The sequence below is a fragment of the Roseimarinus sediminis genome (assembly GCF_050433125.1).
Taxonomy (GTDB): Bacteria; Bacteroidota; Bacteroidia; order Bacteroidales; family Prolixibacteraceae; genus Roseimarinus; species Roseimarinus sediminis.
This window is the reverse complement of sequence record NZ_JBNPXV010000011.1, coordinates 36,416-59,656: the sequence shown is the minus strand read 5'-3', so window position 1 is coordinate 59,656 and position 23,241 is coordinate 36,416. Positions and strand designations below refer to the sequence as shown.

Sequence of the window (23,241 nt, the reverse complement as noted above, 5' to 3'; positions counted from 1 at the left end):
CGCTTAAACGATGAAGCTGAGCAACTCCGAAAATCAACTGCCGGTCGATATTGTGCTGGCACCTGAATGGTGGTACCATAACGAAAGGATTACCTTCGACGAGGATTTCTTTTACCATCCTGTGCGCCGGGTTGAAGCTGAGCAGCACATGGAGAAAGCACTTTATCAGCGATGGGGACAGTATGGATTGGGGAAAAACCATCTTAATCGGCGTCCCGAAATTGGCGCTGTTCACCTGGCTGCCGGCTTTGTGCTTTCCGAAATGCTGGGCTGCAAGGTGAATTATTTCGAATCGCATCCGCCACAGGTTATTCCTTTACATGCTGAAGCGCTGTTTGTTAATGAAGAACAAGCATTTAAGAGTTCTTCATTTAAAAAAATAATTGAACTGGCTGAACAGTTAAAAAAGAAATATGGATACCTGAGTGGTGATATCAATTGGGGTGGAATACTGAACCTCGCCATGGATTTGAAGGGTGAATCGATTTTCATGGACATGATGATGAATCCTGAGCAGGTAAAGCTTTATTTCAGTCAGATTGCTTCAGTGATTCAGAAATTTACATCGTACATAGAAGCCGAAACCAAATCCACTTCCATCTCGGTAAATCGTGTGCTGGCGCATTTTAAGGAAGCTGTTTTTCTGCATTCTGAATGTTCGCATACCATGATTTCGGAAGAAGACTACGAAGAATTCCTTTTGCCTTTTGATGTTGAATGGAGTAAAACACATCGCCCGTTCGGGATTCATTACTGCGGCAACGATCCGCATCGCATGGCAGAGGCATTTGCAAAAATCCCAAAGCTCGATTTTCTGGATGTAGGATGGGGCGGCGATTTGGCGGTGTTGAGACAACATCTGCCCGATACTTTCCTGAATATCCGTCTGAGTCCGGTAGAGCTGATTCATCAGACGAAAGAGCAAATCAGGGAAACCATCATCAAACTGGTCGGTGATTCGGGCAATATGAAACTCACCGGCCTTTGCTGTATCAATATTGATGAAAAAGTTTCGGACGATAAAATTGAAACTTTGTTTAAAACGGTAGAAGAACTGAAGAATATACATCAGTTATCATAGATTTTACGAAGAGGCGAATACCCGACAAACAAAATTAAAAACCAGATGGCAGTCATCGCCAATTGAAGCAGATGAAGAAATTCAATACAAAAATTGCCGATTCACAGGCAACAGGCATTTTACCCCTGGCTCCCGAAAAATTCGATTTCGAAGCCTATGAAGCCTATGCCGGTGCGTTAAATAAAACGTGTGCTGATTTTTGGCAGGCTGAAACAGGCGTTTTGGTTTACCGGAGGATGCGGGTTGCCGAATGCTTTTCGTATGCCTGCGCCGACATGGAGCGATCACTCAGCTTACAGCTTGGTGCATTGGCGCAAAGCATGAAATACAAAGCCGATGTACCCAATTTTCTGGAGCCATGGTATGGCATTGGCACCATTGCCAGTGCATACGGCAGCGATTACATGTGGAGTGAAGGAAATGCACCGGCCATCAAACCAACCTTTCATGCTCTTGATGAATTACTGGCATACGAAGCACAAACGGCATCAAAAACCAGTATTGGCCGGCACACGCTGAATATGATTGAGTATTTCATGGAACAAAGCAAAGGGAAATTGCCCGTTTCGTTCACCGATTCGCAATCTCCTTTAAACATTGTAACCAATTTGCTGCCACTCGACAACTTTTTTATTGAGTTGTTGATGAATCCCGATAAAGTTGCAGTGCTGTTCGATAAGTTGGCCAATATCTCGTTGGAATTTAACAGGGAGCAGCAAAAAATCATCGGCGATGCACTGGTACTGCCTGGACATGGTTTTGCTTCATCGGTAAAATGGAAGGGGCTGGGCTTAAGCGACGATAATGCCATTATGATTTCACCCGACGAATATTCCGCACTGGCCGTTCCTTCAGCTAAGAAAATTTGTGATCCTTATGGAGGCCTTGCTTTTCATTCCTGTGGCGATTGGTCGGGATGGATTGATGCGGTTTTAAACATCGAAGGACTGAAAATGGCCGACGCGGCTTTTTCACCACAAACCGATCCCGGGGCAAGCGACAAACTGGAGGCTTTTCATGCATTTGCCAATACCGGGGTGGTTTTAAATGCCCGTATTGTGGGTGATGTTGAAACCATCGAACAGCAGGTGAAAAGGTTGTGGGTGCCGGGTATGAAACTCATTGTGGTTACTTATTGCGAAACTCCCGAAGAGCAGGAAACAGCTTATCAAAGAATAAAAGAAATCTGCATTTAATTTGATGACAATTAGTATTTAGCATGCTTACAGCAGAAAAACAAAGAATTGGAAAATACAGATGGCGCATAGTAGTTTTGCTTTTTTTTGCAGCAACCATTAACTACATCGACCGTCAGGTGCTCGGTATTTTGGCACCTGAACTTCAGGAAACCTTTAACTGGTCCGAATCCGATTACGGCTTCATCATTATGGCATTCCAAATGGCTTATGCCATTGGTTTGATTACCACCGGAACCATACTTGACCGGATTGGTACCAAAAAGGGTTTTTCCTTCGCGGTTATTTTATGGAGTATTGCGGCCATGGTTCATGCTGCGGCCCGCACTGTTTTTGGTTTCGCAGCATCGCGTTTTCTACTGGGAATTGGTGCATCAGGCAATTTCCCGGCATCGGTTAAAACGGTGGCTGAGTGGTTTCCCAAAAAAGAACGTGCACTGGCTACCGGTATTTTTAATTCAGGAACCAATGTTGGTGCTATTCTTACGCCCCTGCTTGTTCCGCTTATTGCCCTGACCTGGGGCTGGAAATGGGCTTTCATCAGTACTGGTGCACTGGGTTTTATATGGTTGGTTTTTTGGCTTTATTTCTACGTACGACCCGAGAAAAACAATAAACTGACCAAAAGCGAAAGGGAATATATTCTGCAGGATAGCAGTGAGCCCGAGCAGGAACGGATTCCCTGGAAGAAAATTATCCGTCATCGTCAAACACTGGGTATTTGCCTGGCAAGGTTTGTTACCGACCCGATATGGTGGTTTTTTCTGTACTGGCTCCCAAAATTTCTATATTCAAACTACGGCATTGATCTCACAAACATTGGTTTGCCTTTAATCACCATTTATGTAATTTCAATCGGCGGCTCAGTTTTCGGTGGCTGGTTGTCGTCACGCCTGATTGAAAAAGGAAGGGAACCGGTTTCGGCCCGGAAATTTACCATCCTGATTATGGCTGTTCTGGTGCTTCCTGTATTTTTTGTGTCAGGAATTTCCAATATGTGGGGAGCCGTAATTTTAATAAGCATGGCAACTTTCGCCCATCAGGGGTATGCTGCCAATATCTTCACCATCGTGTCCGATATTTATCCTAAAAATGCAGTGGGCTCGGTTATTGGCCTTTCCGGTTTTGCAGGTGCCATGGGCGGTGTAATTTTTTCAGCCGCAGTTGGTTTAATTTTGGAATTTACAGGAAGCTATTACAGCGTATTTGCAATTGCCAGCATTGCCTACCTGCTATGTTGGCTGGTACTGAAAATATTTGTTCCTGATAATAAAACAATTACAATAAATAGTTGAGATGACTAAACTACAATTGCTCTATTTTGTCCTGATTAGTACTTTGGTAGCTTGTGAGCCTGCCGGACAGGATCATGAGAACCACGATGTGCGAAACAATCTTCTTCTGAATGAGGGATGGTCAACCATTGCTGATGATTCCGATCAGCAGGCTTACGACGGATTCGAAGCAGCAACTTACAACACCGATGGATGGTTGGACGTAAATGTTCCGCATAACTGGGACGATTATGGAGGTTACCGCCGCTTAATGCACGGAAACCGTCATGGCTATGCCTGGTATCGTAAAAAATTTATGGTTGAAAATCCCGATGTCGATAAGCAATACTTTTTGTTTTTCGAAGGGGTTGGCTCGTATGCTACGGTCTGGCTCAATGGCGACTCGGTGGGATACCACGCCGGTGGTCGCACCACCTTTACACTCGACATTACGCCTTTTGTTCATCTTGACCAAGAGAATATTCTGGCCGTGCGTGCCGACCATCCGGCCAATATACGCGACCTTCCATGGGTTTGTGGGGGTTGCAGTCCCGAGTGGGGCTTTTGCGAAGGCAGTCAGCCCATGGGGATTTTCCGTCCGGTACATCTTGTCGCCACCAATAAAGTACGGGTTGAACCTTTTGGGGTACACGTATGGAACGATGAAAGCACCAATGCCGAAAAGGCCGTGTTGAATTTCACCGCTGAAATTAAGAACTATCACAGCGAAGCTGCAGACCTTTTGATTAAAAATATTCTGAAGAATGAAAACGGGAAAACGGTCGTTTTATCCGAAATATATACGACCATTGCGCCCGGTGATACCGATACGCTAAAAGGCCAGCTTCCAGTGGTGAAAAATCCGACGCTCTGGTCGCTCGAAAATCCATACCTATATACCCTGAATACCGAAGTCTGGCAAGATGGCAAATGCATCGATCGCCTGGAAACACCTTACGGAATCCGAACCATCAAATGGGACATCTTTGGCGAAAGCCCCAGCAACCGCTTCTACCTGAACGATGAACCGGTGTTTATCAACGGAACCTGTGAGTACGAACACATGCTGGGGCAGGGACATGCCTTTAGCGAAGTTCAGGTTCAGGCACGGGTTGAGCAGATGCAGTCCATGGGTTTTAATGCTTTCCGCGATGCCCACCAGCCCCATAATTTCCGTTACCACGAGCAGTGGGACAAAACTGGCATGTTGTGGTGGACACAAATGACTGCCCACATCTGGTTCGACAATCCAGATTTTCGAAAAAACTTTAAGCAATTGCTGCACGACTGGGTGAAAGAGCGCCGCAACAGTCCTTCGGTTGTTTTGTGGGGACTTGAAAATGAAAGTACACTGCCCGAAGATTTTGCACGCGAATGTACCGAACTGATTCGTGAACTGGATCCTACATCACCATCACAGCGCCTGGTAACTACCTGTAACGGGGGTAGCGGTACCGATTGGAATGTAATTCAAAACTGGTCGGGAACCTACGGTGGAAACCCCGATATTTACGACGAGGAACTTTCGGAACAGCTCTTAAACGGTGAATACGGAGCATGGCGCAGCATCGATTTTCATACCGAAGGTGGCTTTGTGCAGGATGGACCATGGAGCGAAGACCGCATGGCTTTGCTGATGGAATCGAAAATATTTTTGGGAGTGAAAGCTTCTGAACAAAGTTGTGGCCAGTTTCACTGGTTGTTCAATTCACACGATAATCCCGGCCGGGTGCAGAGTGGCGAAGGCTTTCGCGATATTGACAGACTTGGTCCAATCAACTACAAAGGGGCAGTTACCATTTGGGGAGAGCCGCTCGATGTTTTCTACATGTTCCGCTCAAATTATGCCCCCAAAGATACCGAACCCATGGTTTACATTGCATCGCATACCTGGCCCGACCGTTGGATAGAACCCGGTATGAAAGATGGAATTCGCGTGTATTCAAATTGCGACGAGGTGGAGCTGTACAACAGTGTCGATGGTGAACCGCTTGGAAAACTACAACGCGGACCAATCGGAACCCATTTCATCTTCGACAATATTGACGTTCAGTATAATATTTTGAAGGCCGTTGCTTATGTTGATGGCAAAGAAGTGGCAAGCGACATCATAATGCTGCATCATTTACCCGAAGCACCGGATATTGAAAAGCTGGCTGGAAATATTTCTCCACTCACAAGCGATGATGCCAATTACATTTACAGGGTAAACTGTGGTGGTGCCGATTATACCGATGCCGATGGAAATGTTTGGATGGCTGACCGCAAACAAAGCAGCTCCCATAGTTGGGGCTCGCGTTCGTGGACCGATGATTATGATGGGATGCCTGCCTTTTATGGCAGTCAGCGCCAAACGTACGATCCTGTTGAAGGAACAATAGATTGGCCACTTATTCAATCGTTTCGTTATGGCCGCCACAAATTGTCTTACCATTTTCCCATACCCGATGGCGAGTATCAGGTTGAACTTTACTTTGTTGAGCCCTGGTACGGAACTGGTGGTGGTCTTGATTGTGATGGCTGGCGCATGTTTGATGTAGCCGTCAACAATCAGTTGGTGATTGACGATTTGGACATTTGGAAAGAAGCCGGACACGATCAACTGTTGAAGAAAACCGTAAGCGTTGAGGTGGAAAATGGAGAACTGATCATTTCATTCCCCGAGGTAAAATCGGGACAGGCCGTGATTTCAGCCATTGCAGTTTCAACATCCGGCAAAACGGTTCAGCCGGCACCGGCTTCCGATGGACTTTTAACCGGGTTGGAAGCTCCCGAAGGTTGGAAGCTGAAAACCTGGCTGAATACTGGTGATCAGCAATATTCGGACAATAAGATTGCATTTTCGGGCTTGCTGCCTGTTTTGTATGGCGCCGAATGGATACAAACTTCCGCTGTAAATAATACAAATGCCAGCGTTAAGCTGAATGGCAGTGCAACTGTTTTTGCCGGAATTCACAGTGAAGTTAAAGAACTTCCAACCTGGCTGACCGACTGGGTGAAACTGGAAGGCAACATTTCGAACAACGCAGGAGAGGTGTTTACGATATACCAAAAAGATTTTAATGCCGGTTCAGTGCTTGAAATAGTACCCTATCAATGGAATAATAAAAATAGCGTGCCAATTATCGCAGCTTTGCCTGCCACTACGCTCGACGATCCCATCGATATGCGCACGGCAAAAACCTGGCAGGCTGAAGACGGGGTGGTGTTTGGCAATGCCCGCAAAACGACCTGGCTCGATAAAGAGGTGCTGATGGTTCCCGATCAAAAGGGTGCTATTGGTCCGCAGTTTAGCGTTGGCCTGGCTTCGAAATATGGCTTGCAATTCCGGTTTGTCAATTTAGCGGGAAAAAACCTCGAAGCCGATGTTGAAATACTGGCAGCCGATGGGCGCTTGATGTGGAAGGGCGAGTGGGTATTTCCGCCTACACCGCCCAATTGGAAAAGTTATGTGACCAACACTCAAACGGTAATCAATGCCGGTACTTATACCATTAAGATAACTCCCCGCGAAAAGGGGCCGCTTTATATCGACTGGGTGAAAGTGCAGTAAAAAAGATATGAGATAATAGATATTAGATGTTAGATTTTTGGGTGATGCGAGTTTCGACTCACAATTTATGAGTGTTCGTCTCCAATATTTAGTTGAGATTTTGAATTAAAATGATCGAAATTATGAAAGTAAGTTCAAAGCTTTTTCCCCCTTCAGGGGGAACTAAAGGGGGTTCTTTTCCCCCTTTTGGAGGAACTAAAGGGGGTGTTTTTCACTCTTCATGGGGAATTAAAGGGGGTATTTTATTTCTACTGGTTCTCTTTTTTGCAGCCTGTACTGCCGAGCTGCCTAAAACGGTTGCTCCCGAAGTGATGCAGGAGATTTATGAAGAGGTGAAAACACCTCATAAATATGGACTTATTTTGGTGCCCGACAGCAACAAGTATAAAATGGATTGCCCCACCATTTTCAGGCACAATGACCGATGGGTAATGACTTACATTGTTTTCGACGGTCGTGGCTACGAAACCTGGCTGGCACACAGCGAAAACCTGATTGATTGGGATGTGCAGGGACAAATTATGCAGTTTACCGATACCACCGACTGGGATTCGAACCAAAAGGCCGGATATCCTTCATTAATCGATTACGAGTGGGGAGGCGATTATGCGATAAACACATACGATGATAATTACTGGATAAGTTATTTTGGCGGTAATACCCGCGGCTACGAAAAAGGACTCCTTTCGCTGGGAATGGCTTATACCAAAAATGATCCCGGAGCCTTGCACGAATGGAGTCGCCTTGAAAAGCCGGTGCTGATGTCGACCGACGAGGATGCAGGTTGGTACGACAACAGCACCATGTACAAAAGTTTTATCATCGAGGATAAAGAAAGGCATACCGGCCATCCTTTTGTGATGTACTACAATGCACGTGGCGACAGTATTAATCCCAACAGGGGAGCTGAACGCATCAGCATGGCCGTTTCCGACGACATGGTGAACTGGCAACGTTATGCGAATAATCCTTTACTGAATCATCACAAAGGAATTACAGGTGATGCGGTGATCCAGAAAATTGGTGATGTGTATGTTATGTTCTACTTCAGGGCATACTGGCCCGAGGGTCGCACCGTGGTGTACAACAGTTTTGCCTGCTCGTACGATTTGCAAAACTGGACGCAATGGGACGGGCCGCATTTAATTGAACCGTCCGAAAGTTACGACAACCTTTTTGCACACAAGGCTTATGTGATCAAATACGACGGGATGGTTTATCACTTCTATAATGCCGTTGATCAACTTGGAAACCGTGGCATAGCGCTCGCTACCTCAAAAGATATTGGCAAAAGCAATATTGAATTTAAATCGAAAGAAGAATCGGAGATAAAATAGCAGAATGAAGAAAGAAATGTTTGATAGGAAGTTGAAAGCAATAAGACGAAATATGAAAGACAGAAGTCAAAACCTCTTCGGATGGATATTGGCTTTTGTGTTGCTTTCTTCAATTCAGTTCTCGTGTAGTTCACCTCAAACGGGACGCCGGATTGCTGATTTTAACGCTGACTGGAAATTTTATTTGGGCAACGATTCACTGGCTTATCAGCGCGATTATGACGACTCCGACTGGCGGGTATTGAACCTCCCACACGATTGGAGTATCGAGGGCGAGTTCAGCAAAGATCATTCAACGAGGCACAATGGTGGTTTTCTTCCGGCAGGAATTGGCTGGTATCGTAAAGCATTCACCCTTGGTGAAAATGAGCGGGATAAAAACTTCTACATCGATTTTGAAGGGGTCTACCGCAACGGTGAAGTGTGGATTAACGGTAATTACCTGGGCAAACGACCCTTTGGGTATATGGGTTTCAGACACGAACTGACCCCGTACCTTCATTTTGGCGATTCGTTGAATGTGATCGCCGTTAAAGCCGATAACAGCCTCCAGCCCAATTCGCGCTGGTACACCGGCTCTGGAATATACCGCAATGTGTGGCTGGTGTCAACCGGCGATGTGCATGTCGATCAGTGGGGTGCTTTTGTGCATTCCGAAAAAATAGATGAGCAGAACGACCAGCTTACAGTTGAAGTGGAACTTATCAATAAAACCAAACAAGCTCATGAGGTAAGTGTACAGGTCAAAATTGAAGAGTCGGGACAGGTGATTGCTCAAAATACCGGCGGACTTATCGTTGAGGATGAAGCGCTTTACAAGACTGATTTTACGATCAAAAATGCTAAACGCTGGTCCTTCGATCATCCATTGATGTATAAAGCGCACATTGAAATAAAGAATAAGGCCACAGGTGAAATCACCGACAACTATACCGTGGATTTTGGTATTCGCGATTTTCATTTCGATAGCGAAAAAGGCTTCTTTTTGAATGGCGAGAACATTAAACTTCACGGTGTAAACAACCACCACGATTTGGGGGCGCTGGGGGCAGCGTTTAACCGGCGTGCGGCTCAGCGTCAGCTCGAAATTCTGAAAGAAATGGGCTGCAACGCCATACGTATGGCTCATAACCCACCCGCTCCTGGCTTGCTCGATTTGTGCGATGAAATGGGCTTTTTCGTAATGGACGAAGCTTTTGATGTTTGGGCCAAAAAGAAAATGAAACACGATTATCACGAGATATGGGAAGAATGGCACGCAACCGATCTGCGCGACATGGTGCGCCGTGGACGAAATCATCCGTCGGTAATGGTGTGGAGCATTGGCAACGAAATACGCGAGCAGTTCGATAGTACCGGTCTGACCATTACGCCCGAACTGGTGAAAATAGTGAAAGAAGCCGACCCTACACGGCCTGTAACCTGCGGGCTTACCGAGAATATTCCCGAAAAGAATTACATCTGGCAAAGCGGGGCGCTCGATGTGTTGAGTTTCAATTATAAACATAAAGATTACCCCGATTTGCCCAATCGCTTTCCCGGAGAGTCGTTTATTGCCAGCGAAAATATGTCGGCATTTGCTACACGTGGCGTCTATAATCAACCTTCCGACAGTATCAGGGTTTGGCCCGAGGCATACAATGTGCCCATCAAAGATCCGAATCCCGATTACACCTGCTCGGCTTACGACCATGTGCATGCCTACTGGGGTGCCACCCATGAGGAAACCTGGAAACTGGTTAAAAAGCTCGACTTCATGTCGGGAATGTTTATCTGGTCGGGTTTCGATTTTATTGGCGAACCCGAGCCGTTTATGGAATGGCCTGCCCGCAGCTCCTACTATGGTGTAATCGATTTGTGTGGTTTCCCCAAAGATGTGTATTACATGTATCAGAGCGAGTGGACCGACAAAACCATGTTGCACCTGTTTCCGCACTGGAACTGGACCGAAGGCGAAACCATTGACGTGTGGGCTTACTACAATAATGCCGACGAAGTGGAACTTTTTCTGAATGGAGAGTCAATGGGCATAAAAAGAAAAGAAAATGACGATTTGCATGTAATGTGGCGTTTGGAATATACCCCGGGAGAATTGAAGGCCGTATCACGAAAAGATGGAAAAGTAGTCCTTGAACGCATCATCAACACCGCCGGAAAAGCAGCCAGGGTTGAGCTTACTGCTGATAGGACATACATTAAGGCCGATGGCAAAGACCTATCGTTTGTTACGGTGCGTATTTTAGATAAAGAGGGTAACCTGGTGCCGCTGGCCGACAACATGGTGAATTTTGAGATTGAAGGAGAGGGTTTTATTGCCGGTGTAAGTAATGGTTATCAGGCAAGCCATGAGCCATTCAAAGCCAGCTACCGTAAAGCATACAACGGCATGTGCCTGGCAATTGTGCAAACCAACGGGAAAAAGGGAACCATCAGGTTAAAAGCCACCTCCGATGGGTTGGCTGCTACTGAAATAGAAATAAATGCAGAATAAAATAGTCATTGGTCATTAGTCATTAGTCAATGGTGATCAGTCACAAATGAGTTCATGACTCATTAGCCCCAACGGGGCAAAAGCAACAGCATAGGGCATCGCCCTATGGTAATATAAAACAAAAATAATGATTAGATATTTCTCCCCCTTGGGGGGAGTCAGAGGGGGCCATTTATGAAACAAACCAATTATCAACCAATAGATTTTCTTGATCTTGATCCGTCGTTTTCGGGTGAAGAAAAAATATGGAAAGTGGGAAAACCAAGCCAAATAGAGGTGAAAGGCACAGATGCTGTTCTTACCATTCCTTTTCAAAAACAGCTGTGCCAGTTAGAATATGCACCCGATATGGATGTCCCTCGTCGCGAATTTCAATTGGTAATGAGGGCCTATGGCGATAAAATCCTTCGGGTGGCTGTGGCTTTCGATGGTCAGGCAATGCCCAATTCGGTAATGCTCGAAATGGATGCCAAATTATCGGTAACGCAACTATTGGTTGAAAAAAATGATGAAGAGTGGCTGGTAAAAGACAATTCGGGTGTTGTACGCGCACGTTTTATACGGAAAGACAACAAAATCGATCACTGGAGCGACCTGCTTCCTGAACCGCAGGATTCACTTGAAGCTATTTTCTATCCCGACGGTGAAAAAGCCATCGAAATCAGTGCCTGGGACCAGTTCTTCCCGGCGCGTATCGAAGCGCTGGCCATGGGGTATATCGAAAATCAGCAAGGCATTGACCGTAGCACAGTTTCATTTCATGCACAGCCCGATGAAGTATTTGTTGGAACCGGCGAACGATTTGCCAAAATGGATCTTTCGGGTCGTACTTTTCAGCTTAAAAACCAGGACGGGCAGGGCGTAAACAACCGGCGTACCTACAAGAACATACCTTTCTTCATGTCGAGCCGTCTTTATGGCATCTTCATGCACACGTCGGCATTCAGCAAAATATCGCTGGCCGACCACTCAAGCCGTTCGGTACAATTGCTTATTGAAGAACCGGCAATCGATCTTTTCCTGTTTGGTGGCAATACCTTCGAAGAAATTTTATACAGTTATCGTCAGGTTACTGGTTTTCCATCTATGCCCCCGTTGTGGAGTTTTGGAACCTGGATGAGCCGAATGAGTTACTTCTCAGCCGACGAGATTGATACCATATGCACCCGTCTTCGTAAAGAAGATTACCCCTGCGATGTAATTCACATCGATACCGGCTGGTTCCGTACCGACTGGCTTTGCGAATGGAAGTTTAATCCTGAGCGTTTCCCCGATCCGCCGGCATTTATTAAAAACCTGCGCGATAATGGTTTTAAGGTGAGCTTATGGCAAATGCCTTATGTAGCTCAGGAGGCCGAACAACTGACCGAAGCAAAGGAAAACAATTACATTGCCCCGCTAAAAGCTTCGAAACAACAGGGCGGTTCAAACTTTAGTGCCCTCGATTATGCCGGAACCATCGATTTTACTTCGGAAAAAGCGACCGCATGGTACAAGAATCTTCTGAAAGAATTGCTCGATATGGGTGTGCTGTGCATCAAAACCGATTTTGGTGAAGAAATTCACATGGAGGCTGAATACCAGTCGATGAGCCCCGAAAAACTGAACAATATTTATGGCTTGCTTTATCAAAAGGCAGCCTACGAAATTACCAAAGAAGTTACCGGCGACGGCATTATTTGGGCCCGTGCCGGATGGGCAGGCTGTCAGCGTTACCCCTTGCATTGGGGGGGCGATGCCGCTGCTACCTGGGATGGCATAGCCGGATCGCTTAAAGGCGGATTGCATCTGGGACTATCGGGTTTCGGGTTTTGGAGTCACGATGTTCCGGGATTCCATAGTTCGCCCAATTTTATGAATTCAGTAGTGCCCGATGATTTGTATGTGCGCTGGACCCAGTTTGGTGTGTTTTCATCGCACCTTCGTTATCATGGAACTTCAAAACGCGAGCCATACGAATACCCTGCTGTTTCGGGTATTGTGCGTAAATGGTTGAAGTTGCGCTATGCCCTGATTCCATATATTGTAGAACAGAGTAAAAAATCTACTCAAACAGGGTACCCGGTTTTGCGTGCCTTGCTCATGCACTATCCCGGTGATAAAATGTGTTGGCACATCGATGATCAGTATATGTTTGGCGATGATATTTTGGTAGCACCGGTAATGAACAGCGAAAACCAACGCGATGTTTATCTCCCCGAGGGTCAGTGGATAAATTTCTTCACAGGCGAAAAGCAAAAAGGTGGAAAATGGATGAAAAACGTTGAAGTTCCACTTGACGAAATGCCTGTTTGGGTTAAAGCCGAAGCTGAAATTTCGGTTTACCCGTTACCTGTTCAAAGTACCGACGATATGGATTGGAATAGAATTGAAAAAATGAAATTTAATGATTCGTACCATGGCTTAAACAACAGTGTGCTGGGTGAGCTGCTTGGTGAAAAAAAATAGGAGTTTGATATGGATACCTGGAAATTGAATTGGGAAGAATCGAAGAAAAATTACATCGATTGGTGGAATAATAAAGGCATGGTGTTGAGCATGTGGGAACATCTTTATAAAAAAGGTGACCCACACGCTGGTGTAAAAGCACCAGCCGAAGCTAAAAGCCTTGAACAACAGTGGTTCGATCCGGTATGGCGTGTAAAATATTTGCACTATCAAATGTCGCTTTATTCGTATAAAGCCGATATTCCGCCGGTTGCCAACACGCAATTAGGTCCCGGGTCGCTTTCGGCTATTTTAGGCTCTGAGTTGGGTGCCGGCGAGGATACCATCTGGATTAAGCATATTGAAGAAGCGGGCCATGAATTGAAACTCGATCCCGACAACAAGTGGTGGAAATTGCATGTCGATTTGCTTACCGAGTGCAAAAAGTTGTCGAATGGCAACTACTACGTTGGCATGCCCGACCTGATCGAAGGGCTCGATACCCTGGGCGGGCTGTATGGATCTGATAATGTTTTGCTCAAAACCATGATGGATCCTGACGGCTTAAAACAACAGCTTCAAACCATCAACGATATCTATTTTGAGGTGTTCGATACCCTTTACGACATAATTCGAGAAGGCGATGAAATGGCTTTTTGTTACTTTTCACTTTGGGGACCGGGCAAAACCTCAAAGTTGCAAAGCGATATCTCGGTCATGGTTTCCGAAGAAGATTATAGAGAGTATGCCTTGCCCTACCTGCGTGAGCAAGCTCAAAAAATCGATTATACCTTGTATCATCTCGACGGGGTTGATGCCATTCGTCACCTCGATGCCATTCTCGAAATTGAAGAGCTGAATGCCATTCAGTGGACTCCGGGGTATGGCGAGCCTCAGGGCGGCGACCCTAAATGGTACGATTTGTACAAACGCATTCTGGCTTCCGGTAAATCAATCATGGCCAACTGGGTAACACTCGACGAATTGAAGCCTTTGCTCGACAACGTAGGCAATCAGGGTTTACATATCAATGTTGATTTCAAAACAGAAGATGACATTGAAAAAGCATTGAAGATAGTTGAAGCGTATCGATAAACGAATATGAAAATAGGAATTTTAGGTTTAGGAGAAGGACGCAGCACCATGTCGGCTGTCCTGGCGAGCGACAAGCTGGAATTGCAAAGAGTTTGTGATTTGAACGAAGATTTGTGCCGTAAACGTGCCAAAGAATTCGATTTTCATCATTACACCACACGTTACGAAGATTTACTCGAAGATGCAGCCATCGACATCATTGCGATTTATACCCCCGACCATTTGCATGCGCAACACATCAAAATGGCGCTTGAGCATGGCAAACACGTGGTATGCACCAAACCGCTGATCGATGATTTATCAGTGGCCAACGAGCTGCTGCAACTCAGCAAAAAAAGTGGAAAGAAGGTCTTTGTCGGGCAGAGTTCACGTTTTTTTGAACCGGCAAAACGCCAACGCATCGATTATGAAAAGGGGATGATTGGCGAGCTGGTAAGCATCGAAACACATTACAATGCCGACCATCGCTGGTTTCTGGGAAAAGGTTGGTCCTTAAGTGCTTCGTTTAGCTGGTTATATGGCGGCTTAAGTCATCCGGTTGATTTTATCCGCTGGTATTTGCCCGATATTGAAGAAGTGATGGGCTATGGAATGCTAAGCCCCAATGGCAAAGCTGGCGGCTTGAAAAACCCCGACACCATGCATTTCATCTTTAAAGCAGCCGATGGGCGCATTGCCAGTACCAGTGGTACCTATAGCTGTCCCGTACAACCTACTCAGCGTGATAGCGAAATGACCTGTATCCTTCGAGGGACAGAAGGAGCCAGTCAGGCCGATTATCAGGAACTGCGCTATGCCATTACCGATAAAAGGGGTGAAGAACGCATCCACACCTTCGATCACCTGGAAAAATATTATTTCCGTTTTGAAGGGCGTACACATCATGCCGGTGAATACCAAAACTACCTGGAATATTTCGTTTCATGCATCGAAAAGGGAGAAACTGCTTTTCCCGATTTGCGCGAGGGAATAGGAACCATCGCCGTTTTGCATGCCATGAACGAAGCCCTCAAACTGGGTCGCCCTGTAAAAGTGAAGGACATACTTGGGAAATATGGATTGAAGGGATTGATAAAGATTGAAGAGGATTGATGACCTATGACTTTTTCCTTAATGACTATTTTTAATGACTAATGACTTTTTTCTAATGACTAACTAAATACTATGGAAAGCATACACAGTTTTTTACAACCTCTCGATTTTGCAGTAGTCGGACTCTATCTGATTGTACTGGTTGCAATTGGCTACTGGGTCAGTTTCATGAAAAAGAAGGACGAGAACGAAAACCTTTTTCTGGCCAGTCGTTCTCTTAAATGGCACAGCATCGGATTAACCATGTGGGGAACCAATGTGGGACCGTCGATGTTGATTGCATCGGCCAGTATTGGCTATACCACCGGTGTGGTGGCCGGTAATTTTGCCTGGTATGCCTTCCCTTTTATCTTTTTGCTGGCGGTGGTTTTTGCACCGCGCTATCTTAAGGCCAATGTACAAACGCTTCCCGAATTCATGGGAAAACGCTTTGGACAATCCACCCGGAATATTCTGGCCATGTACACCCTGGCAACCATCCTGATTTCATGGCTGGCACTAACCCTTTTTGCAGGAGGAATATTGGTGAGCCAGATTCTGGCACTTCCACTTTGGCTTTCAGTAATCATTTTGGTGACCATTGCTGCTTTCTTCACCATGGCCGGCGGATTAAAGGCCATTGCCTATACCAATGTTTTTCAAATGATTTTGCTGATCGTTGTTTCCTTTGCCTTAACCTGGGTGGGAGTGAGCAAGGCGGGTGGTATAATGGCCATTTATGAAAATACACCCGGAGAATATTGGAACCTGTTAAAACCAATGAGCGATCCCAACTATCCATGGCTGGCCATTGTGCTGGGCTATCCCATTATGGGCATTTGGTTTTGGTGTACCGATCAATCGATGGTGCAGTCGGTGTTGGGTGCAAAAAACCTGAAGCAGGGACAGCTCGGCGCCAACTTTACCGGATGGCTCAAAATATTCGATGTGGCTTTGTTCATTATTCCCGGCATCGTTTGCTTTATACTGTTCCCCGACTTGTCGAACCCCGATGAAGCCTACATGACCATGGTGACCCGTTTGTTTCCGGTGGGGATGACCGGCCTGGTAATGGCGGTGCTGATTGCGGCGCTGGTAAGTACCATCGATTCGGCTTTGAACTCCTTGAGTACCGTTTTTACCATGGACATTTATGTGAAGAAATTTAAGCCCGAAGCCAGTCAGAAGCAAATTGTGAAAATTGGACGTATCGTTACCGTTGTGGGGGCTTTGGTGGCCATTGTAATGGCTTTGGCCATCGATTCAATAAAAGGACTGAATTTATTCGATGTATTCCAGTCGGTACTGAGCTTTTTAGCTCCACCAATGGCAGTCGTTTTCCTGTTTGGAGTGCTGTGGAAGAAAACAAGCACCAAAGCAGCCAATTATGCTTTGTCGGTCGGTACCTTCATTAGTATCGGTACCGGTATTTTGTACCTCTGGGTATTCCCCTCCGAAGTGTACGACTTCTGGCCGCATTACTTGTTGCTCTCATTTTACCTCTTTGTGGTGATTGCCATAATGACATGGGCGGTTACACTTTACGACCGTAAAAAAGGAGGTGGCGATGAAAACACACTCGACTATGGAAACATTCCCAAACCCACGCGTAAGGTATGGATTGCCTGGATTGTGCTGATTGTGTTTATGATAGGAATGTACGTTCTGTTTAATGGGCACTGAAGAGATTGATGGAAGATTGATAGGAGATTGAAAAGATTGAATGAGATTGATGGTAAAATGGATTTATTTACAATATATGAGAACACTTATAAGCTTTGCTAACACTAGCCACCCCTTTAGGGGGCTGGGGGGTTTAACTTTTAACTATGAAAATGAACCATAAAGACAGATTTTTAGCAACGATACACCACGCACCGGTCGACAGGCCGGCATCGTGGCTGGGCTTGCCGGTTCCCGATGCCGAAAAAGCATTGTTCAGCCATTTTGGTGTCAACTCGGTCGACGCGCTGAAAACGCTGATCGACGATGATATATATCCCATTGAGGTGCCTTACAATTATCCGCCATCGAACCACATTGCCTGTGCTTTTAAGTTTGCCAAGGTAAGTCACGACGATAAACCCGATGAGCGAACATTAACAGCACCCGGCTTTTTCGAGGATTATTCCGATCCGCTTGATGTGGATCAATTCGAATGGCCCGACCCGGAAAAATACCTCGATCGAAAAGAATCGACGCGCAGGGCAAAAGCAGTTGACGACCGTTATGCTCGCATGGGCATACTCTGGAGCGCCCATTTTCAGGATGCCTGTTCGGCTTTTGGGATGGAGCATGCCCTCATTAACCTGATGATGAACCCTGAAATGTTCAAAGCCGTGATCGATAAAATCACCGCTTTTTACCTGCGGGCCAACGAGCTGTTTTATGAAGCAAGCAAAGGGCATCTCGATGTGGTGCTGATTGGCAACGATTTTGGTAGTCAGAATGGTTTAATGGTCGATCCTGAAAGCCTTCGTGAATACGTATTCCCGGGGACAAAATTGCTCATCGATCAGGCCAAAAGTTATGGTCTGAAAGTGATGCATCATTCCTGTGGCTCTATTTTCCCCATTGTTGATGATCTGATTGACCTGGGAGTCGATATTATTCACCCCATTCAGGCACTTGCTGCCGATATGGATGCCCCCAACCTGAAAAAGCATTTTGATGGCAAAGTGGCTTTTTGTGGCGGGGTCGATGCACAATACACCCTGGTGAAGGGCGCTCCAACCGATGTGAAAGGCAAAGTTGAAATGCTGAAAGAATTATTCCCAACCGGACTGATCATTTCACCCAGTCACGAAGCCGTTTTACCCGACATCCCTCCGGCCAACATCGAAGCCCTTTTCAAAGCAATAAATAAAGTTTAAGCAGTAACGTAACGCTTTTTACTTAATGACTAATGACTATTTTATTGACTTATGACTTTTTCCTTAATTCCTATTTATGAAACGATTTGGACAAACCATACAACTCAAACCCGAAGGGGCCGAAGCTTATAAAAAGCACCACGCAGCGGCCTGGCCGGGAGTGCTGAAAACCATCGCCGATTGTAACATTCAGAATTATTCGATTTGGTGCAGGGGACTAACACTGTTTGCTTATTTCGAATACGTGGGCCATAATTTTGAGGCCGACATGGCAAAAATGGCTGCCGACCCCGAAACACAGCGCTGGTGGGATACGGTAAAACCATTAATGGAACCTTATGACGATCGCCAACCCGGTGAATTCTGGAGCGATATGGAAGAGATTTTCTACTTCAACCCGCAAGAACTATGATAACACCAAATCCAATATTAGGAACCGGCTTGCATGCCATAGGCGGCATGGCCGCATCGGCATGTTATACGCCCGAGAAAAACGTAAAGCAATGGTCGTGGGGTACTTTTTGGCTCGTACAGGCCCTTTTTGCCTGGATTTTAGTGCCTTTGCTGGCAGGCTATTTTACAGTGCCCGGCTTTTTTAAAATACTTTCTCAGGCACCTTCGGAGGTTGTGTGGGGGGCTTTTGCACTCGGAGCTGTTTATGGTTTTGGCGGAATGTCGTTTGGCCTGGCCATTAAGCACATTGGTTACTCGTTAACATATACCATCGCCATTGGCTTATCGGCCGTAATAGGTACGCTTACACCCCTGCTTCTTAACGGACGACTGTCTGAGTATTTTTCGCAACAGGGTAGCGAAATCATCATTTTGGGTATGGTGCTTTCGGTAATTGGAGTGGCAATTTGTGGCTGGGCCGGTTTTAAAAAGGAAAAAGATTTAAAACTGCTCGCTAACGGAAATAAGGATTTCAAAATGGGAATCGGACTTTTTCTCGCCATTGTGGGCGGCGTCTTATCGGCCGTTTTCAATATTTCGCTGGAGCATGGTCAGCCCATTGCCGACATGGCAGCCCAAAATGGTGCCGGTCACTTCGAGCAAAACGCCAAAATGATCGTTTCCACGGCAGGGTGTTTTGTTACCAACCTCATCTGGTTTGTGGTGCTGGGTATCAAACAAAATACACTGAAAGAATTCACAAAACGTAGTGGCTTGCCTTTCAACTTACGAATCAGGAACTTTGCATGGTCGGCTTTGGCCGGCACCCTGTGGTTTGGCCAGTTCTTCTTCTACGGTCTGGGCCACGTTCGTATGGGCAACTTCCAGTTTATCAGCTGGGTGCTGCACATGTCGATGCTCATATTTTTCAGCTATGTGGTGGGTGTGCTCATGAAAGAGTGGCGAAATGTGAGAAGGGATACCTACATCGTGCTCATTGCCGGACTGGTAATTCTCATCGCTTCGTTTGTGATTATTACCTGGGGAAGTGTAATTGGAAATGCGTAAAAAAACCTGAATGATGAACCGGATCAACGATAGAAAGCAGATGACTGCCATAGGGATAAAGCAATTTAAAATGAAGGTGATGCAAAAAAGTAGTTTTTTAATGGTGATACTGTTAGGCTTCAGTTTTTGGAGTTTCGCACAAACGGTTACAGGCGAACCAGCCGGTATTCCGCGCCCTCCTCAGTTGTATCAAACCGAACCCTGGGAAGATCCGCTGGTAACATCGATCAACCGCGACCGTGCAAGGGCAACAGCCTATTCATTCAACAATATTGACGATGCGATTGAAGGCGATCGTGAAAAATCGGGCCGTTTTCTGAGCCTTGATGGCGAGTGGGATTTTCATTTTGCCATCAAACCGGCCGATGCCCCATCCGATTTTTATCAATCGAAGGTTACGGGCTGGGATCAAATTGAAGTTCCCTCGAACTGGGAACTGAAAGGTTACGACATTCCCATTTACAAAAGTGCGGTTTACCCATTCCGTCCGGTAAACCCACCTTACGTTCCGCGCGATTACAATGCGGTGGGATCTTATCAGCGTTCGTTCCATCTGCCTAAAAATTGGGACGGCATGAATGTCACCCTGCATTTTGGAGCCGTCAGCTCTGCTTTCAATGTATGGGTCAATGGTCAGTTTCTGGGTTATGGCGAAGACAGTTTTCTACCTTCTGAATTCAATGTTACTCCTTATTTAAAAGTAGGCGAAAACATTGTCTCGGTGCAGGTAATCCGCTGGAGCGACGGAGCTTACCTCGAAGATCAGGATCACTGGAGGGTGAGCGGTATTCAGCGTGAGGTTTTCCTGATGGCAGAACCCACACTTCGCATTGCCGATTTTCATGTTCAAACAAAATTGATTAACGATTATACCGATGCCATTCTGAGCATCCGCCCCCGCCTCGACAACTTTACAGGCGATATCGTGAAAGGTTATTTTGTAAAAGCACGTTTGTTCGATGCAAACAATCAGGCTGTTTTTGATGAACCTTTATCAATTACCGCCGAAGCAATTATTAACGAGAGCTATCCGCGACTGGATAATCCCAAATTCGGATTACTGGAAACCCGTGTTGAATCGCCAAAATTATGGAGCGATGAAAGTCCTTATTTGTACACGCTTACCTTATCGCTCGAAGACAGTCTGGGTAATATTTCAGAAGTAAAAAGCTGCAAAGTAGGCTTCCGTTCCATCGAATTTCGCGACAGCGACAACAAGCTGCTGATCAACGGAAAACTTACTTATTTGTATGGAGTGAACCGCCACGACCACCATCCTGTAAAAGGAAAAGCGCTTTCGCGCGAAGACATTGAAGCCGATGTGCGTCAGATCAAACAGTTTAATTTCAATTGCATACGAACCAGTCATTACCCCAACGACCCTTATTTCTACGACCTGTGCGACCAATATGGCATTCTGGTAATGGACGAAGCCAACCACGAGACGCATGGAATTGGCGGGGTTTTAAGTAACGATCCTTTGTGGACGCATGCATTTCTGGAAAGGATGACGCGCATGGTCGAGCGCGATAAAAACCATCCGTCGGTGATCATTTGGAGCCTGGGCAACGAAGCCGGCCGCGGGCCCAACCATGCGGCCATGGCTGCCTGGACCCACGACTTCGACATTACCCGTCCGGTTCATTACGAACCCGCGCAGGGAACTCCGCAGGCCGAAGGTTATACCGATATGAGCGCTTTGCCCAATGTGGGACGTTTGCCCAATCCCATCGATCAGCCTTGGGTTGATATGGTGAGCAGGTTCTATCCGTCACTTACTTTCATCGAGAACCTGCTGGAACATCCCGGAGACAAGCGCCCCATCATCTTTGTTGAATATTCACACTCCATGGGGAACTCAACAGGAAACATGAAAGAACTGTGGGATATTTTCCGTTCGAACGATCGCATTATTGGTGGCTGCATCTGGGATTACAAGGATCAGGGCTTGTTGAAGACCAATTCCGACGGAACTGAATTCTTTGCTTATGGTGGTGATTTTGGCGAAAAGTTGCACGATAATAATTTCTGCATCAACGGAATTGTGGCTCCCGACGGACGCCCCAAAGCGGCCATGTACGAATGCAAAAGGGTGTATCAGCCCATTGAATGTACCTGGAAGGATGAAGAAAACCTCATCATACAAATTGAAAACCGTCACAGTGTTAAAAACATCAATGAATACGAAGCAAGATTGGTTTTTCTTGAAAACGGGCTGTCGCTTGCATCACTTAGTCTGCCTGACTTCGATCTTGCGCCGTCGCAAACATTTGCCTTCGACCTGAAAAAATACCTGCCTAAAATGAAAAATGGTCGTGAATACCTGGTCAACATCAGTTTTCACCTAAAGGAAAATACAAGCTGGGCAGCCCGGGGCTTCGAAGTGGCATCGAATCAGTTTCAGCTTTCCAGCTGGAAGACGGATATTGCAATGAACGGAAAAGCAGGTGAACTCACAGTGAAGCAGAACGAGGACACTTTTGTGCTTTCAGGCGCTTCTTTTTCAGTGGCTTTTAACCGGGAGAACGGAGCCCTCAGTTCCTATCTGCTGAAAGGAGAGGAACAACTGTATGCCCCATTAATGCCCAACTTTACCCGCCCCTTAACCGATAACGATCGCAAAGGGTGGAAACCGCATCAGCAATTGAAAGAATGGTACGAAAACCAGCCTGTAAAAACCGGTTTTGAAGTGCTGCATTCCGATCAGGCATTGGTTGAGGTAATTGTTGATTATGCCCTCATCCCCGATGGGGCCGATGTAAAGGTGAAATACCAGATCGCAGCCAGTGGTTTGATCAAGGTAGATTTCTCCCTCGACGTACAGGGACAATTGTCCAACATCCCAAAGGTGGGAATGCAGTGCGGTATCAGGGCCGACTACAAGGTCATCAGCTGGTATGGCCGTGGTTTGTACGAAAACTACCTCGACCGGCGTTATGGCTTCGATGCGGGTATCTACACCCTGCCACTCAACGAGTTCATCGAATCTTATGTAATGCCACAGGAAAACGGTAACCGCACCGATGTACGATGGATGTTTCCCAACAACGGGGAAGAAGCTGGTTTACTGGTAATTGCTGATAGCTTGCTGAGCATGAGTGTTTGGCCCTACACCGAAGATAACCTGAATGAAGCCAAACACACCTACGATTTAAGGAATCCTGGTTTTCTTACAATGAATATCGATCTGGTACAAATGGGAGTAGGCGGGAACGACAGCTGGTCGGCGGTGGCAGCACCCCTCGAAATATACCAGGTGCCTGCCGGTGATTATCATTATTCCTTCTACCTGAAACCTGTTAATAATACCATTCATGAAATACCGTCAATAATAGAGAAAATGCGTAGAGACGCATTTTAATGCGTCTCATTTTAATGCGCG

Annotated in this window: 14 protein-coding genes; all 14 read left to right on the top strand. The window is 46.1% G+C overall.

The features are described 5' to 3' along the window. The first annotated feature begins 10 nt into the window (after nucleotides 1-10). The 14 genes from FHS86_RS14235 (at nucleotide 11) to FHS86_RS14170 (ending at nucleotide 23,220) form a co-directional block, all read left to right on the top strand. On the top strand, nucleotides 11-1,081 hold the full coding sequence (locus FHS86_RS14235; protein WP_429414984.1) for a hypothetical protein: 1,071 nt from the start codon (nucleotides 11-13) through the stop codon (nucleotides 1,079-1,081). A 71-nt stretch (nucleotides 1,082-1,152) separates the two neighbouring features. Further along, a complete protein-coding gene (locus FHS86_RS14230; protein WP_429414981.1) occupies nucleotides 1,153-2,277 on the top strand; it encodes a uroporphyrinogen decarboxylase family protein in 1,125 nt (374 codons plus the stop codon). Between the two features lie 23 nt (nucleotides 2,278-2,300). Beyond that, entirely contained in the window at nucleotides 2,301-3,572 is a 1,272-nt protein-coding gene (locus FHS86_RS14225) for an MFS transporter (RefSeq protein ID WP_429414978.1), read from the top strand. Between the two features lies 1 nt (nucleotide 3,573). Beyond that, nucleotides 3,574-7,104, top strand: coding sequence for a malectin domain-containing carbohydrate-binding protein (locus FHS86_RS14220; protein WP_429414975.1), 3,531 nt, complete (start codon nucleotides 3,574-3,576; stop codon nucleotides 7,102-7,104). Nucleotides 7,105-7,226: 122 nt separating this feature from the next. Then, complete coding sequence (locus FHS86_RS14215; RefSeq protein WP_429414974.1) at nucleotides 7,227-8,441, top strand: hypothetical protein; 1,215 nt, start codon at nucleotides 7,227-7,229, stop codon at nucleotides 8,439-8,441. Between the two features lie 52 nt (nucleotides 8,442-8,493). Continuing rightward, nucleotides 8,494-10,932, top strand: a complete 2,439-nt coding sequence (locus FHS86_RS14210; protein WP_429414972.1) for a glycoside hydrolase family 2 TIM barrel-domain containing protein — start codon at nucleotides 8,494-8,496, stop codon at nucleotides 10,930-10,932. Between the two features lie 174 nt (nucleotides 10,933-11,106). Next, nucleotides 11,107-13,380 carry a glycoside hydrolase family 31 protein gene (locus FHS86_RS14205; RefSeq protein WP_429414969.1) on the top strand — a complete coding sequence of 758 codons (2,274 nt, stop codon included), beginning with the start codon at nucleotides 11,107-11,109 and terminating at the stop codon, nucleotides 13,378-13,380. Between the two features lie 9 nt (nucleotides 13,381-13,389). Beyond that, on the top strand, nucleotides 13,390-14,454 hold the full coding sequence (locus FHS86_RS14200; protein WP_429414967.1) for a uroporphyrinogen decarboxylase/cobalamine-independent methonine synthase family protein: 1,065 nt from the start codon (nucleotides 13,390-13,392) through the stop codon (nucleotides 14,452-14,454). Between the two features lie 6 nt (nucleotides 14,455-14,460). Beyond that, entirely contained in the window at nucleotides 14,461-15,546 is a 1,086-nt protein-coding gene (locus tag FHS86_RS14195; RefSeq protein ID WP_429414964.1) for a Gfo/Idh/MocA family protein, read from the top strand. Between the two features lie 72 nt (nucleotides 15,547-15,618). Then, a complete protein-coding gene (locus FHS86_RS14190) occupies nucleotides 15,619-17,208 on the top strand; it encodes a sodium:solute symporter (RefSeq protein WP_429414962.1) in 1,590 nt (529 codons plus the stop codon). 152 nt (nucleotides 17,209-17,360) lie between these two features. Next, nucleotides 17,361-18,398, top strand: a complete 1,038-nt coding sequence (locus FHS86_RS14185) for a uroporphyrinogen decarboxylase family protein (RefSeq protein WP_429414959.1) — start codon at nucleotides 17,361-17,363, stop codon at nucleotides 18,396-18,398. 76 nt (nucleotides 18,399-18,474) lie between these two features. Next, entirely contained in the window at nucleotides 18,475-18,810 is a 336-nt protein-coding gene (locus tag FHS86_RS14180; RefSeq protein ID WP_429414957.1) for an L-rhamnose mutarotase, read from the top strand. Beyond that, entirely contained in the window at nucleotides 18,807-19,859 is a 1,053-nt protein-coding gene (locus tag FHS86_RS14175; protein WP_429414954.1) for an L-rhamnose/proton symporter RhaT, read from the top strand. The genes FHS86_RS14180 and FHS86_RS14175 overlap by 4 nt, the downstream gene beginning before the upstream one ends. A gap of 10 nt (nucleotides 19,860-19,869) precedes the next feature. After that, nucleotides 19,870-23,220: a glycoside hydrolase family 2 TIM barrel-domain containing protein gene (locus tag FHS86_RS14170; RefSeq protein WP_429414951.1), complete on the top strand. Its 3,351-nt coding sequence runs from the start codon at nucleotides 19,870-19,872 to the stop codon at nucleotides 23,218-23,220. Nucleotides 23,221-23,241: the final 21 nt, after the last annotated feature.

Bases quoted from the DNA above. Each gene is read 5' to 3' on its own strand.
- FHS86_RS14215 (WP_429414974.1), top strand. From the start codon at position 7,227: ATGAAAGTAAGTTCAAAGCTTTTTCCCCCTTCAGGGGGAACTAAAGGG.
- FHS86_RS14195 (WP_429414964.1), top strand. From the start codon at position 14,461: ATGAAAATAGGAATTTTAGGTTTAGGAGAAGGACGCAGCACCATGTCG.
- FHS86_RS14210 (WP_429414972.1), top strand. From the start codon at position 8,494: ATGAAAGACAGAAGTCAAAACCTCTTCGGATGGATATTGGCTTTTGTG.
- FHS86_RS14200 (WP_429414967.1), top strand. From the start codon at position 13,390: ATGGATACCTGGAAATTGAATTGGGAAGAATCGAAGAAAAATTACATC.
- FHS86_RS14235 (WP_429414984.1), top strand. From the start codon at position 11: ATGAAGCTGAGCAACTCCGAAAATCAACTGCCGGTCGATATTGTGCTG.
- FHS86_RS14170 (WP_429414951.1), top strand. From the start codon at position 19,870: ATGATGAACCGGATCAACGATAGAAAGCAGATGACTGCCATAGGGATA.
- FHS86_RS14185 (WP_429414959.1), top strand. From the start codon at position 17,361: ATGAACCATAAAGACAGATTTTTAGCAACGATACACCACGCACCGGTC.
- FHS86_RS14225 (WP_429414978.1), top strand. From the start codon at position 2,301: ATGCTTACAGCAGAAAAACAAAGAATTGGAAAATACAGATGGCGCATA.
- FHS86_RS14220 (WP_429414975.1), top strand. From the start codon at position 3,574: ATGACTAAACTACAATTGCTCTATTTTGTCCTGATTAGTACTTTGGTA.
- FHS86_RS14175 (WP_429414954.1), top strand. From the start codon at position 18,807: ATGATAACACCAAATCCAATATTAGGAACCGGCTTGCATGCCATAGGC.
- FHS86_RS14180 (WP_429414957.1), top strand. From the start codon at position 18,475: ATGAAACGATTTGGACAAACCATACAACTCAAACCCGAAGGGGCCGAA.
- FHS86_RS14205 (WP_429414969.1), top strand. From the start codon at position 11,107: ATGAAACAAACCAATTATCAACCAATAGATTTTCTTGATCTTGATCCG.
- FHS86_RS14230 (WP_429414981.1), top strand. From the start codon at position 1,153: ATGAAGAAATTCAATACAAAAATTGCCGATTCACAGGCAACAGGCATT.
- FHS86_RS14190 (WP_429414962.1), top strand. From the start codon at position 15,619: ATGGAAAGCATACACAGTTTTTTACAACCTCTCGATTTTGCAGTAGTC.